The organism is Streptococcus sp. oral taxon 061 (assembly GCF_013394695.1).
GTDB lineage: Bacteria > Bacillota > Bacilli > Lactobacillales > Streptococcaceae > Streptococcus.
The window spans coordinates 1,257,392-1,272,768 of the sequence record NZ_CP058258.1; the positions used below are offsets into that span (position 1 = coordinate 1,257,392).

At 39.1% G+C, this 15,377-nt stretch carries 11 protein-coding genes; 2 read left to right on the top strand and 9 right to left on the bottom strand.

What is annotated here, in order from left to right; genetic code table 11:
- Positions 1-40: 40 nt before the first annotated feature.
- Entirely contained in the window at positions 41-211 is a 171-nt protein-coding gene (locus HW271_RS06160; protein ID WP_001051780.1) for a DUF3042 family protein, read from the top strand.
- Between the two features lie 177 nt (positions 212-388).
- Here HW271_RS06160 and HW271_RS06165 read toward each other — a convergent pair whose 3' ends face one another.
- The 9 genes from HW271_RS06165 to mecA form a co-directional block, all read right to left on the bottom strand.
- A complete protein-coding gene (locus HW271_RS06165) occupies positions 389-1,228 on the bottom strand; it encodes a thymidylate synthase (RefSeq protein WP_178895284.1) in 840 nt (279 codons plus the stop codon).
- A gap of 101 nt (positions 1,229-1,329) precedes the next feature.
- Entirely contained in the window at positions 1,330-2,289 is a 960-nt protein-coding gene (locus HW271_RS06170) for an ROK family glucokinase (protein WP_178895285.1), read from the bottom strand.
- A 48-nt stretch (positions 2,290-2,337) separates the two neighbouring features.
- Positions 2,338-2,955 carry an alpha/beta fold hydrolase gene (locus tag HW271_RS06175; protein ID WP_178895286.1) on the bottom strand — a complete coding sequence of 206 codons (618 nt, stop codon included), beginning with the start codon at positions 2,953-2,955 and terminating at the stop codon, positions 2,338-2,340.
- Positions 2,956-4,677 (bottom strand): aminodeoxychorismate synthase component I, encoded by a 1,722-nt coding sequence (pabB, locus tag HW271_RS06180; protein ID WP_178895287.1) that lies wholly within the window; start codon positions 4,675-4,677, stop codon positions 2,956-2,958.
- Between the two features lie 73 nt (positions 4,678-4,750).
- Entirely contained in the window at positions 4,751-5,866 is a 1,116-nt protein-coding gene (gene msrB / locus HW271_RS06185; protein ID WP_178895288.1) for a peptide-methionine (R)-S-oxide reductase MsrB, read from the bottom strand.
- 9 nt (positions 5,867-5,875) lie between these two features.
- Positions 5,876-6,436, bottom strand: coding sequence for a TlpA disulfide reductase family protein (locus HW271_RS06190; RefSeq protein WP_178895289.1), 561 nt, complete (start codon positions 6,434-6,436; stop codon positions 5,876-5,878).
- 159 nt (positions 6,437-6,595) lie between these two features.
- Positions 6,596-12,247 (bottom strand): ZmpA/ZmpB/ZmpC family metallo-endopeptidase, encoded by a 5,652-nt coding sequence (locus HW271_RS06195; RefSeq protein ID WP_178895290.1) that lies wholly within the window; start codon positions 12,245-12,247, stop codon positions 6,596-6,598.
- Between the two features lies 1 nt (position 12,248).
- On the bottom strand, positions 12,249-12,812 hold the full coding sequence (locus HW271_RS06200) for a TIGR01440 family protein (RefSeq protein WP_178895291.1): 564 nt from the start codon (positions 12,810-12,812) through the stop codon (positions 12,249-12,251).
- Between the two features lie 145 nt (positions 12,813-12,957).
- The gene (mecA, locus tag HW271_RS06205) at positions 12,958-13,695 is read right to left on the bottom strand and encodes an adaptor protein MecA (RefSeq protein ID WP_178895292.1); all 738 of its coding nucleotides are present in this window, start codon (positions 13,693-13,695) and stop codon (positions 12,958-12,960) included.
- A gap of 124 nt (positions 13,696-13,819) precedes the next feature.
- On the opposite strand from mecA, the gene HW271_RS06210 reads away from it, so the two are divergent.
- Positions 13,820-15,298, top strand: a complete 1,479-nt coding sequence (locus HW271_RS06210) for an oligosaccharide flippase family protein (RefSeq protein WP_178895293.1) — start codon at positions 13,820-13,822, stop codon at positions 15,296-15,298.
- The last annotated feature ends 79 nt before the right edge of the window (positions 15,299-15,377 follow it).

The following is a 15,377-nucleotide window of genomic DNA, read 5'->3' on the forward strand; positions in this document are numbered from 1 at the left end:
GCTATTTCCGTCTGATTTATAAATAAAAGGAGGAAGACTCATGGCTAAAGGATTTGCTAAAGGTCTCGTAACAGGTGTTGCAGGAACTGTTGCTGCTGTTGCAGGTGCAGTATACGCATTCAAAAAGAAAGTGATTGAACCAGAAGAACAAAAAGCAGCTTTCATCGAAGAAAATCGTAAAAAAGCAGCTCGCCGTCGCGTATCACGCTAATTAATAAAAAAGAAGTTGGAATTTCCAACTTCTTTTTTTCTATTCTTTTATACTCAATGAAAATTAAAGAGCAAACTAGAAAGCTAGCCGTAGATTGTAGATATGACTGACGAAGTCAGTTACATATATCTACGGTAAGGCGACGCTGACGTGGTTTGAAGAGATTTTCGAAGAGTATTAAATAGCTAGGTCAAACTTCAACTGCGGTTTCACTGGATCATAGTCAACCAACTCAAAATCTTCTGCTTTAATATCAAAGAAGTTGGTCTTGTCTGGTACATTCAAGACCAAACGTGGTTGGCAATTTGAAGGTTCACGACGGAGCAATTCCTGAGCTTGTTCAAATTGATTGTCATAGATATGAAGGTTATTGATAAAATAGAAGAATTTTCCAACTTTCCAACCAAAGTGTTTGGCAATCATCATTTGAAGAGCCACATACTGCATGGCATTGATGTGATGAGCAACCAGCATATCGTTAGAACGCTGAGTCAAGGTTGCATCCAGGTAAATTTCCCCATCTACACGACGTACATCAAACATGGTCTGGAAGGCACAAGGAAGAAGGCCATCAGTCTCCTCAAAAGCTTGGTAATCCCAGAGAGAGATGATATTGCGACGGTTCCAAGGATTAGCTTCCAACTGCTTGAGGATTTTATTGATGATGTCGTGCTTTTTAACAACAGCCCCGTAACGCTCACCGATTGTCCCTGTATCTCCAACTTCCCAGTCATTCCAGTAATGAACATTGTACTTGTCATTGAGAACTTCTAGGCTATTGGACTGGTCTTGGTAGATCCAAAGTAGTTCTTTGATAGCTGATTTGATAGCAATTGGACGCAAGGTCGTGATTGGAAATTCACCCTTAGACAAATCATACTCCGCAAAAGCACCTGTAATGTACTTGGAGTTAGCTACTGTTCCATCCTTATACTTGGGACGAGCTTGTTCTGAAAAGACTCCTTCATTGAGAATTCGCTCAATATTTTCTTTAAAAATCGTATCTGCTTTTGTCATTTACTCTCACCTCAACGTTTATTCTTAACTAGTATAGCATAAAAAAAGAAAGGAGGAAAATCACTCGCTTCAAGATAGTGATTTTCTCCTTCTTTTGCTTCTTATTGCAAGACAAGAGATGCTGCCCCAATCACTCCAGCGTCATTTCCTAGAGTCGCAAGAGCCAATTTCGTTGTTGTGCGAACTTGCGGGAAGGTATTTTCGTCATAGACCTTTTGCACACCTTGTAGAAGGAAGTCTCCGGCAGCTGATACACCACCACCGATAACGATCGTTGATGGATTTAGGATAGAGCCGATGTTGGCACATGCAATACCCAAGTAACGTGAGAAGTTACGGTAAACGATCAAGGCAAGATCGTCCCCTTCTTTTGCCAAGTCAAAGACAGTTTTAGCTGTTACTTCTTCACCGTCGTCAATCAAGCGTTTTAAGGCTGCATCGCCTTCATATTCATCCGCGTAACGACGAGTCAAGTTGACAATACCTGTTGCTGAAGCCACTGTCTCAAGACAGCCTTTTTTACCACAGGTACATGCGATTGGTTGGTCAAAGTCAACAGTGATGTGACCAAGCTCACCAGCAGCACCAGCAACACCGTGCAGCAATTTGCCTTCTGCCACGATACCGCCACCAACACCTGTACCCAGAGTCATAAAGACAACGTCTGGTTGGTTTTCACCAGCACCCATCCAACGCTCACCAAGAGCAGCTACGTTAGCGTCATTGTCGATAAAGAATGGAATACCCAAGGCTTTTTCCATCTTTTCTTTGATTGGTTGAAGAGTTTTCCAGTTGAGGTTGTAGGCTCCGATAACAGTTCCGTTTTCACGGTCAACCACACCAGGTGAACCCATACCAATCCCTTGGAAATCCGTAGCTGACAATCCAAGCAAGTTCAAACGATGTTGAATTGATTCAATCATATCGTCTACGATATGGCTCCCTTCATCCAAAATGTTAGTCTTAATAGACCATTTTTCTTGGATTTCTCCTTCTTGAGTTAAAATTGCAAACTTGACAGAAGTTCCACCAAGGTCAATTCCAATAATCTTTTGACTCATCTTTTTCTCCTTTATGATAATATCAACTTCCATATTATTTTATCAAACTTATTTCAGCAATTCAAGAAAACTTCTAGTTATTTCTGCAAACTCTTTTGGTTTGGCCCTATTCAGAACATGAGGTCCATCAAGAATAATCTGAATCTGAGAATTTGGAATCAGTTGTTGCAGACCTTTCATAGACTTTAGATTAGGCTTATCCTGACTACCACAGATTAACAAAGTTGGATATGAACAATTCTTTGCAATCTCTCTTAAATCAAGTGTTTTTAATTCTTCAGATACTCCAACTAAAAGCGATTTGTCTGCTCCCTGCTTCTCAAATATCCTTTTTGGGAGTAGTTTAAATATCAGAGATTGAATATAAAAAGGGATGTTTCCCGCTAATTTCAATGGACAACCTGATAAAACCAAGGCCTGAAGATTTGGCAGATCGTAACTTGACAATTCTAATGCAAGTGCAGCCCCTAAAGACAAACCGACTAGGACAAAAGGTTCTGTCTCCTCTGATAAGTGCTGATAAATGCATTCTTTGGCTTCTTGATAAGTCCCAACTCCAGTAGGAAATAACTCTATGGCTTCAGAAGGATAATCTGCCAGCAAATCCTGAACTTCTTTCCAACTATCTGCTGACTGTCCTAAACCGTGTAAAAATATGAGTTTCATTTAGTGCTCCTTTACTGACAACTCATACAAGCCCCTAACTGCATTACAGCCATAGATGGCTTCTGCTTGTGCCAAATCTTCTATTGTCAAGACCTTCTCTTCTACCTGCCTGCTTTCAAGTAAATGCTGGCGATAAATCCCTGGTAACAGGCCAAGAGTACTAGGTGGGGTATAGAGCTTGCCATCCATTTTTAAGACCAGATTCCCAATAGAGGTTTCAAGCAATTTTCCATCAGCAGTGTGATAGATGATTTCCTGCTCTCCCACTGTCAAATGTGGTCGGTGTGTGGTTTTAAAGTAGGTAAAGGGTTGTTGCAAATCAGCCTCCTGTAGACATAGTTTTGCCTGACAGAAGTTAGAACTAAGTGGTGTTAATACTTGTCGTTCGATTTCAACCTCTCCGGATTTGCTAAGACTGAGTCGCAAACGATAGTCTTGGTGGAGGTCACAAGACTGGCACTCCTTCTCTATCTCTTGTATCAAACTATCTTCATCAAATGGAAAGGCAAAATAACGACTAGCCTTTTGCAGTCTTTCTACATGTTGCTTTTCAAAGAGCAATTTTTTCTGACTGATTTTCCCTGTCGTAATCAGCTGAAAACGAGGCTGTTTTCGGTAAAGAACCGCTGCTTTTTGCTGGACTTCGCGGTATTCTGACTCCCAAGTGCTATCCCATGTAATGCCTCCACCGACTCCATAGATGGCTTTCTCTCGATGCAGTTGAATAGTTCGAATAGCCACATTGAAAATCCGTCGTCCATTTGGAAGCAAGAGACCAACAGTACCACAGTAGACTCCTCTTGCTTGCGGCTCCAAGTTCTTGATAATTTCCATAGTCGCTATTTTGGGAGCTCCTGTGATGGAGCCACATGGAAATAGAGAACGGAAAATTTCAACTAGGTCAACATCTGGTCGTAACTGACTCTTGATAGTTGAAGTCATCTGCCACACTGTAGAATACTGCTCCACTTGGCATAAACGCTCCACATACTCACTACCAACCTCAGAAATACGATTCATGTCATTTCGCAAGAGGTCCACTATCATCATGTTTTCTGAACGATTTTTGGGATCTTGTTCCAACCAAGCTGCCTCTTTCAAATCTTCAGCATCAGTCAGAGCACGTTTAGTCGTCCCCTTCATAGGACGAGTCATCAATTCACGACCATTTTGTTCAAAAAAGAGTTCTGGACTCATGGAAATCACTGCCATGTCGTCATGTTCAACATAAGCATTGTAACCTGCTTCCTGCTCTACCACCATACGATTGTAGATAGCAAAAGGATTATCACTTAAATGCTGTTTAAGTTGAACCGTATAATTAACCTGATAAGTATCGCCTTGTCTTAAATGATGATGAATCTGGTCAATAGCCTTTTCATAGTCCTCTGCAGAAGTGACTTCCTGCCAGTTTGACGGCAAATCTACGTCCTCATAAGTCAGAGGTATACTTGATTTTTCTACACTTTCATGAACGGTGAAATAGAGGAGATACTCTCCTAACAAGGGACCTGAGTGTACTACTAATTTTTTCTCAAAAGCAGGTGCAGCCTCGTAGCTGACATAACCAACTACATAATAGCCATTCTCTTGGTAGCTTTCCACCTGTGCTAGCAAGTCTGCTACTTCTGCTAAATCTCTCGTTTTTAACTCTTTGATAGGCTTAATAAAGGTGTATCGCTCGCCCAAAGCCCTAAAATCAATCACTGTTTTTCTATGCATATCCTAAGTATACCATAAAAGCCAGACCCCAAACAGGAGATCTGGCTTTTTTAACTAATATGGTTGAGAAAACTTACTCAACATAATCTAACAGATAACCATAACCTTTTTCTTCCATTTGATCCTTAGGAATAAAACGTATGGATAGACTATTGATACAATAGCGTAGGCCTCCCTTGTCCTTAGGTCCATCTGTAAAAACATGTCCCAGATGGGAATCACCAGTTCTACTTCTGACTTCTGTTCTGACCATATTATAAGACTTGTCTTCCTTATAGGTCGCAACATCTGGACTGATAGGCTGGGTAAAACTAGGCCAACCACAGCCCGATTCAAATTTATCTTTCGAAGAAAAGAGAGGTTCGCCAGTCGCCACATCTACATAAAGACCTGCTTCAAATTTATCCCAGTAACGATTTGAAAAGGCACGTTCTGTTTGACCGTTTTGAGTCACTGCATACTCTTCAGGAGAGAGAAGTTTTTTCAATTCATCGTCACTCGGTTTTGGATATTTACTAGAATCAATGACAGGATAGGCTGCTTGATTGACATTGATATGGCAATATCCATTAGGATTCTTCTGGAGATAGTCTTGGTGGTAGTCCTCAGCCACGATAAAATTTCTTAAGGCTTCTTTTTCAACCGCTATAGGTTCGTCGTACTTCTTAGCAACTTGATCAAAAACTTGATTGATGACTTCTAGGTCTTTTTCATCTGTATAGTAGACTCCCGTGCGATATTGGGTTCCTACGTCATTACCTTGCTTGTTTTTACTAGTTGGATTGATAATACGGAAATAATGGAGCAAGATTTCTTTTAAGGAGATTTGATTGGCGTCATAGGTCACATGAACAGTCTCAGCATGCCCGGTTTGGCCAATCAATTCATACTGGGTTGTTTCTCCTCTACCATTCGCATAGCCAGAAACAGCATCTGTCACACCCGCTACTCGTGAAAAATACTCTTCGACTCCCCAGAAGCAACCTCCAGCTAGATAGATATCATGTAGGTCAGCATCTTTACTTGGTTGAGTTTTTTTCGTGACTTTTTGCCCTTGACTAACTGCTGCCTTCTCAATTTGAGTGGTATCTGTGTAGCTTGCGCTCCTTTTTTCCAAAAGAAATAAAAGTCCGATGATGATGCAAATGATCACTCCAATTAAGAGTATTGTTTTTAATTTATCATTCATAATAAGCCTCTAATTCATAGTCTTTAAATTCTCTAAAATAGTTTCCTTGTCCATAAAGCCTGGTTGAGTCTTCACCAATTTGCCTTCTTTATCAATAAAGACCTGAGTCGGATAAGAACGAACTCCGTAACTCGCTAAAAGTTGTCCCGAAGGGTCTAGAAGGACAGGGAGATTTTTATAGTCTAAACCCTTATACCATTTTTGGAAGGCTTCTTCTGCTTGCTCTCCTTTTTGACCAGGAGAAACAACTGTCAAGATGACAAAGTCATCGCCAGCTTCTTTTGCCAGTTCATCGGTATCAGGGAGGCTGGCTAGACAAATAGAGCACCAAGATGCCCAAAATTTGAGATAGACTTTTTTGCCTTTATAATCTGATAGGCGATAAGTTTTACCATCAACTCCCGTAAGCTCAAAGTCTGTAACTGCTTCTCCTTTTTTTGCAGTTTGAGAGCTAACTTGTGCATTTTTGTCTCCATTTTGCTTATCAGCTTGATTCTCCATCTGATTGTTACAAGCCGATAGACAGACCAGACTAGCGCAGACCAATACAGTTGCTTGCCATGTTTTCATCTTCATCACCTTCTTTTTTGTTATATGAATATAGATATTCATTTTGTAGTTCTATTATATACCTACCTTGCTAAAAATACTTGGAATCTGTTTGGAAAATTCTTAAAACCCTTGGGAACCAAAAAACTCTCACCTGCTTAGCAGATGAGAGTCAATTGATTATTTAAAGATAGAAGTTTTAAAGCTATCTGTTTGTTGAAGAAGTTTCTTAAAGAGTTTTTCTTTCAAAGTGACAGTATTGTCAAATTTAACAGAACCATTCTTCAAGCTTGCCTTATCTTTTTCAACAGCAGCAGCAAATGCTTGTTTCAAGTCCTCATAAGAGTTATACGTTGTACCATCAATTTCAATAGATTGAATTCCATGTTTGGCACTTGTCACAACTTCATTGAAGTAAACTTTCTTCCAATCTTCAAGATTGTTGAATTTTCCATCAGAAATCTTGTTAATGATGAAGTCATCACCTAGAGTATCTTTACCAGCTTTTTTAGATTCAGCTTTTAGCATGTTAGAAGCATAGTTTAGGAAGCCTTTTTCGTAGCCATAGTAACCCCAGATTCTGAAAGTATTGTGTTTAAATGACATCGCTCCTGGAGCACCTTCACTTGTATTACCACCATAGATACCAGTCATCATTGGAACAGTGACATAAGCAGAATCAAAGTCAGATGGATTATAAACTCTGTTACCTGGACCACGATTGGTCATGAAGTTGTTAGTTACTAGGTCATCTACTGTACGTAATGGAATAGTCTTTTCATCATCACTCAAAGGACGTACCTTATCGAATTGATTCTTGGTATTATTTCCTCGGTATTGTTTGTCTACTTTCTTGAACCAAGCGTTGTTTAAATCTTGATTTGCCTTATCCAGGACAGCTTCTCCTTCAAGATAATCCAGAAGCATGAGGGTGTCATTATAACCCTTCATGTAACGATCAATTTCGTCACGTGATTTAAGGTCATTTGGATTAGTGTTATACCATTGATTTCCATCGTTTGGACGTTCATAAGCCATGTTGAGACCAAGGGCTTTGTATTCACCATTTGGATTTGATACAGACGGAGTTTGTAACATTCCTTGAGCAAATGCTTCAAGATCTGTTCCTTCACGGTGTCTTGAGCCACCTAGATAAACCATTCGGTCATTTACGTGAGTTGTTTCATGAGTAAAGGCAGAAACCCCAAAATCACTAACCATATCCGTCACCATAAAGAAGACAGAATCATCCTTATATGGATTCGCATAAACGCGAGCCACAGCTCCCATACGGCCATCAGTCGCATGGTAACGATCTGTAGGTCCATACAATTCACGGATAGGCGCCACATCTTTACCACTGTTTGTATGGCCATAACGATCAGTACTAATGCCCTTATAATTCTGGTTGTCCAGTACAGGTGTCGGAACCATATTATTGCTCTTCAAGAGCTGATTACGGACTTTATCTAGAGATAGACGTGACCAGAAATCCAGGTAATTCTGTTGACCTTTCGCAACCTTGTCAATTTCAGCTTTGAAGGCATTCCGTTCTGCTTCAGTGTTCTTACCATATTTTTCAAATGAACTATAGGCCATGGTATTGTATGTTGAAATCAAGAACATGTGGGCATCTTTTAAGTTCAAGAGTGGTAAGATCATCTTGCCGTGCATATCGTTATTTAAACCTTCGTAGGCTCTATGTTTCTTATCTGCAAAATCAGGATTTGTTGTTTTTGGTTCCACGATATAGACATTATCTTTGGTTGCTTTGATGAACCAATCATTCAAGTCTGTATCTTTTGTGAAGAGTTCCATGTTATATTTGAGGAAGTCATTTAAATTGCCTGATAGAGTATGTTTAGCAACTACTTCACGGAAGGCATCATGCGTGCGAGTTCCTTTTACATAGTCTTCTTTTGAACCAATTTCAATCAAACGGTCTAATACATTGACGTTCTTACCATAGAAGTCTGGCTTGAACAACATGAGTTGCTTGATATTGAAATCATCAAACTTCACTCCGTAATAACGGTTAAGGTAAGATAGGCCAAGGAGAACCGCTGCCTTGTTATCATCAATTTTCTTGATCAAAGCACGCTTAGCAGCCTCATCTGTGTTTAATTGATGGTCTTGGTTTTCAACCAGTTGTTTGACAAAGTGAGTCAGATTATCCTTAACTTCTTTGAAGGTTTCTTCAAGATAAAGGTTCTTAATAGCATTAACTTTGTTTGGACCAGTTCTACCAAGGTGCGTGTAGATTGGGTCAGATTGTAATTCCACAGGACCCAATTTTTCAACAATAGCATTGATGAGATCACTACGGTCCTTGTCAACCATATTCGGAGTATAAACAACTTCACCAAGTTCTGCAATACCGTACTCTTTCACTTGTTTCACTTTTGAATCTTTAGGTGAAATGGTAAAGATATCTTTTGTCTTATCTGCATAGTGGATCATAATATGATCAGCATCAGCTAATTCCGTCACAAAGGTATTGCCTTTCATAGCAGTTACAGACAATACTTCTTTAGTCAAGAGAGGACTTCCTGCAGCTAATTTATTACCTTGGTCTACAATCCACTCTTTATTATAGAAAGGTTGAAGTTTTGCAATATTACGGTAAGCTAGCTCACGAGTCGCATCATAACTATCAATTGCTTTGTACTGATCGTCTTTGTTTAGACTGTTATTAAGCTTGTCTTCAATAGGTTTGTTGCTGGTAAATTTATCAGCAGTGATTCCCATTGCTTCAATTTTTTTCTCGGCTTCTGCCAGTGAGATACTTGGAATTTTACGGGAGTTGTTAAAGGATTTCTTCCCTTCACTCACACCATCAACACTATAATTACGTTTGGTTCTTGAATAAGTGAAGTAGTCGTCAGCATCAATATCTGAGTGACCAAACACCACCTCACCTGTTTTGACTTTCATCATAGTGATGTTGTCTTCAATAGTACCTAAGGCCCAGTTAGTACCCAGCAATCCACCAGACTGAACAGCTTCTTTCAGTTCGATAGAACCTTTAGCAACTGAATTTCTTAGGACCCCTTCTTTACCGACCGTGTAGTTATTAGCACCATTTTGAGATGAATAGACTAGACCTGCAGCTTTGGCTTTATTACCAATGATCTCAGCATCAACGTATGCTTTCTCAACAACACCCTTCCAGTTTTCACCAAGAACACCAGCTAAATAGCCTCCTCTGTTGCCAGCAGCATGAAGTTTACCTATAAAGGCGACATTACTTACTTTTCCACTACCATCAATTTTATTGATAATACCAGCTACATCATTGTTACCGACAACATTTCCAGTTACTTTGACGTTTTCAATAGTTGCATTATTTTTGATGACATTAGCAATTGGAGCTACTCGATCAACTCCAGGCATATCAATATTGACATTTTCTAGTAAGAGATCCTTAACTGAACCACCTTCGATGTTTCCAAATAATGGTTTAGTGATATTATGAATAGCAAATTTATTACCATCAGTACTTCCCAATGAACCTTTAAAGGCATTGGTTACATAAGATTTGCCAGCAGCTGGTACATTATTAGCATTCATATTGCTACCAAGTTTAAATGTACCAGTAGGATTTGCTTGCATAGCTTTTACAAGTTCATTAAAGTCGTAATACACATCACCTTCATGAGCTTTTGGCTTAGGTAAATAGTGTATATACTCTTCAGTGAAACGATTCTCTGCAGTACGTTGAATCAAATCTGGTGCTTTAGCAGTTACTTTGTAAAGTTTATTTCCATCTACAGTAACTTCTTCGATTTTATCAACAGCTAGTTTAGTAACCTTATTGTCATGAGTGGTAACTTTTAAGTAGTAAGGCTTAACATTCGATGGTTTTTCAGACAAGAGACTACTGTCGGTCTCATTACCTTGGTCATCCACACTGATTAAGCTTGTTTCCTTAATATTTTTGACTTCAACTTTTTTAAGGTCGATTCTCAGTGGTTCTTCCTTAAGAATTTCTTCTTCGTCACCATTACCACGATCATACACCATGGTCGTTGCAAGTGTATAATCCTTGTAATAATCTAGATCAGCTAAAGCTGTCGCAAGATTAGACTCTGAAATAGCAAATGTCTTAATAACTTGATCGCCTTTTTTCAACACTGCTTGAATAGACTTGATAGTCACTCCATCTGGTTTTTTAAGGCTATAAGTTGCTTTTGCACTTCGATTCAATTCTTCTGTATCAACTTTAGTTAATGTTAGAGTAGGTTTTTCTAATTCCTTAGTACCTTTTTTGATAATGTGGTCTTGTGCCTGTTCAAGAACTTCTTCTGAAACAGTAGGCGCATCTGCAGTTTTCACACCCTTGATAGTCTTGTAAACTTTGGTAATTTTCTTCTTACCATTCTTACCTACCTGAGCAACTGTTTCAGTTCCCTTGAGTAGACTAGAATCTTGTTCCATTATCGTTTTAAAAGGAACTTCTTCAACAGAAACTTCTTCGGTTTGGCCTTCAATTGGTTTGGTTCCATGACTAATTTTTTCAGCTACAGGAACTTTAACAACTTCCGTACTAGTGCTGATAGCTTCGCCAACTTTCTCCCCATCTACAGTTTTGTAGACACGATGTATGAGTTGACTACCAGCTTCACCCTTTTGAACAACACTTTCTTCGTCTGTATAGCGATTAGCATCCGATAGGTATTCTGTAGTGTAAGGAATTGTAACCGTTTCTGATTCAGTCACAGTTGACTCTGTCACCTTGTATTCTGGCAAGCTCGGTTGAATGAGAGATTCACCCACATGACCTTCCTCTTGAGTGCCCTTAGCTGTCACTTCGCCTGTATATTCTGGAAGTTCAGGTTGGATTGGAGATTCTCCTACATGACCTTCCTCTTGGGTACCCTTGGCTGTCACTTCGCCTGTATAGGCTGGGAGTTCAGGTTGGATTGGAGATTCTCCTACATGACCTTCTTCTTGAGTACCCTTGGCTGTACTATTCTCTGGTTGGGCTGGAGACTCTGGTTTGACAGGAGACTCACCAATAGGAGCTTCTTCTTTGGTGTCCTCAGTTGTTTCTTCACTTGTATGAACAGGAGGTTCTGGTTGAACGAGAGATTCACTTCCTTGAGTTTCTCCCTGTGTTGCTGTAGTTGTAGTCTCTTCGCTGTAGGTTGGAAGCTCTGGTTGAACAAATGATTCGCCTTCACGAGCTTCTTTTGTCACTTTATCTGTAACCAAGTTGTTGTCTTGGTTATTTTCAGGCATAGAAATTTTAAAATCAGCTTCTTTGAAGTAACCAATATAGTCATATCCATCAATTTGAATAACTCCATTCGCTAAATCTTCTTTACTACATGAAGAGAGTGTCTGATTATAAGATTGTAGGACCTGATTTTCAAAAGCCTTAGCAGTAAGAGGAATAAAGTAACTACCTCCAAGGGCACCAATCAGTAGGATTCCAACTACCTTATTGCGATGTTTCTTAGATATTAAGAGGACCGCTAAAGAAGCCGTTGCAAAACCGAGCCCCGCTAGCGCTAATTCTTTACTTCCAGTATTTGGTAACTGCTGGCTTCCAACTTCTTTTTTTCTATAAACAAGATAAACAATATCATCTTGTTCTAAATTCGACGGAAGCTCTCTATGAATAAGGGCTTTTTCAGCTTCTGTCAGCTCTTGCTCTGCCAAATAGCGATAGTGTACCTGATTTGGCTCACAAACTTCATTAGCTGCTACTTGATCAAGCAAGAGGTTATTAGCACCAAAAAGCAAGGCCCCGATGATAGCAGAACCCACTCCAACAGAGAACTTTCTAATAGAATATTTTATAACCTTTTCAACTTGTTTCTTTTCCATTTTACGATTTCCTAATAGCATCTTGTGGGTATTGAGCACGCGCCCCTCCAATCAGTTTTGGACGACTAGCGAGCGCAGTTACGTGGGCATGGCCGATTGATTTTAAAACTGGACGTATAGGTACTTGAACATGCTTGATATGCATCCCAATAGCCGTATCTCCAATATCAAGGCCTGCATCAGCTTTGATAAATTCGACCTCAACTGGGTCTTCCATATAGCGAAAGGCCGCCAATTGACCAGAACCTCCCGCATGCAGAGTCGGCAGAACACTCACAATTTCGAGATTGTATTTGATAGCAACCTCTCGTTCCACTACCAAGGCACGATTAACATGTTCGCATCCTTGAACTGCTAGATGGATACCTTTCGCTGACAGAATCTCTAATATTTTTTGAACAATCAATTCTCCAATTTCTTGACTAGAGGCTTCACCGATGTGTCCTCCTATCACCTCACTGGACGATAAGCCTAAAACAAAGAGAGCCCCCTCATGGAGAGAAGCCTTTGCCAGCACATCTTCTAGGGTTTCCTCTATCTCTTTTTGTAAATGTCCTTGGTCCATACTTTACCTCGCTTATTTCTTTCTATGATATCGTTTTTTCATTATTTTAGCAAGCTAGGGACATTGGCCTAAGTCCTATTGACTCTTCTACTTTTTAATCAAAAAAGACAGAGAATTTATATCCCTGCCTCATTTTTATCTATCTTTAGACCTTTTGAAGTCCTTGAACAGCATCATGATTGATGATGACTTGTCCATATTCTTGAAGGACTGAGCGACTGATATCACTATCATCCGCAAATTCGCGCATACGTGCCAATAACCATGCTGGATAAAGACTTGGATGATCCTCTACATCAACCAAAACTGTTAGATAGTATTGGTCATTCATCTTGTAGAGTTCTGAAGTCTCCATTTGGTAATCAACCGTTTTAGCAAAAGAAACTAAACTAGCTAGGTTGTCAAAACGTAAGATGTAGTAGATATAAGGTTCTCTTTTCCCTTCATCCACCTCAGCAATTTCATCAATTGATGCTTCCTCTTCTTTTTCAACCTGCTCTAAAGATTGAATGGCTTCAATATCCTCTTTAGTTTTCTCTGCCATGGTTTTCTCCAAAGTCTTCAAAAATTCATCTGGAGACATTTTCGCTAACTCATCCATATCTGGAAGATCTGCCAAATCTTCAAAATCCAAGTTTTGGTCAATCTTAGACTTGGTCACAAAGACATCAACCTTATCAGGCTTCGGTGTCACTCGGAAGCTAAGCATTCCTGTATCCAAAAAGCTGTCTGGCATTTCTAACTCATCCAAGATTGCATAGAAAAACTCTTCTGTTTTTTCCTGTGGAATGAGAAAGTCTGCGATTTCCATTCCACGATCCATCAAATCTTCTAAAGACATCGTGATTTTTAAAGTCGTATCACTGATTTGTTTCATTTTCATAGTCCGTAACCTCATACTTTCAGTTCTATCTATTATACAAGATTTAAATGATTTTATCAAAAGAATGGCGTTGGAATGTGATATAATACTAGTATCTATTTTAGAATGTAAGAAAGAAAGTTTCATGAAAAATATAAAAGTTAACGCTTTGGCTAGCTTGCTGGTCAATATTTTAAACATCGTTTTTCCCCTGATTACTAATCCCTATCTAACACGGATTCTTAGTAAATCAAATTACGGCTACTTTAATACAGCTAACACCTGGGCGAGCTTTGTCATTCCACTAGCTGCCTTTGGGATTTACAATTATGGGATTCGAGCAATTAGTAAAGTAAAGGATGACAAAAATAAGATTAATTATGTCTTTTCTAAGTTGTTCTATATTTCGCTCATTACTTCAGTTGTAACAACAGCTATCTATTTCCTCTTTATTTATTTTGATACTAGTATTGTCAATCTAAAAATCCTTTACTATATCCTCGGAATTCAAGCCCTTTTCCAATTCCTAAATATTGAGTGGATGAACGAAGCCTATGAGAACTATTCATTTATCCTTTATAAAACACTAGTTATTCGTATTGGAATGTTAGTGGCTATCTTTGCCTTTGTCAAAACACCTGATGATATCGTTCCTTATGCTATTGTCATGAGTGCAACAACCATTATCAACTATCTACTCAGTTTCTTATGGATCAAACGAGAGGTTTCTTTTGTCAAGATTGAAGTCATCGAACTCATCAAAGCATCTAAGCCTCTCTTAACCATGCTCCTTCTAGCAAATGCCAATATGCTCTACACCTTGTTGGACCGTATGTTCATTACTAAAGGACCTGATGAGAATTACATCTCCTACTACACTATTGCTTCAAGTATTGTTATGCTGATTGCTAGTGTCCTGAGTGGAGCTATCAATGTCAGCATTCCTCGACTTGGTTACTACTTAGGAAAAAAAGATTACACTTCATACAAAAATCTGGTAAACCAAGGTGCGGCTCTCTTCTACTTCCTTATAATTCCAACTAGTATCGGGATTATGGTTTTAGGAACTTATGCGACTGTTATCTACTCTTCGGAGAAGTATATAGAAGCAGGAATTGTAACAAGCGTCTTTGCCTTTCGAACCATTATCTGGGCTATCGAATTAATCCTTGGTAAGCAAATTATCTTTATCAATGACCACGAAAACCGATTAACAGCTTTCTACTTTATCGGTGGTGGTGTCAATGTCATCCTAAACTCTCTACTCCTTTTCAACAACATCTTTACTCCTGCCTACTACATCGGAACAACGATTATTGCTGAGGCAATCGTAGTTCTACTTGAAATCCGCTTTATTCAGAAACATAAACTCTTGGATTTGAAAGAAATTTTTGGAACATTAGCTCGCTACACAGTTGTGTCACTAGGCTTTATTCCAATTTACTATATCTGTAAAATTCTCTTCCAAGTTCAGTCATACACAGTGAATATGGCTATGCTCAGTATGGTGGTAGCTACAATTGCCGGATGTGCTATCTATTACACTGTCGCTCTCTTTATAATTAAGGATAAAACCCTTCACTATGCACTCGGTTTAGCGCGTGCCAAACTTAAAAGAAATTAAAAGAACTATAATCTACTCATAAGGAGATAGCATGATAAAAAAAAAATATATATATCAATCCTTATATTCCTTGCTACTT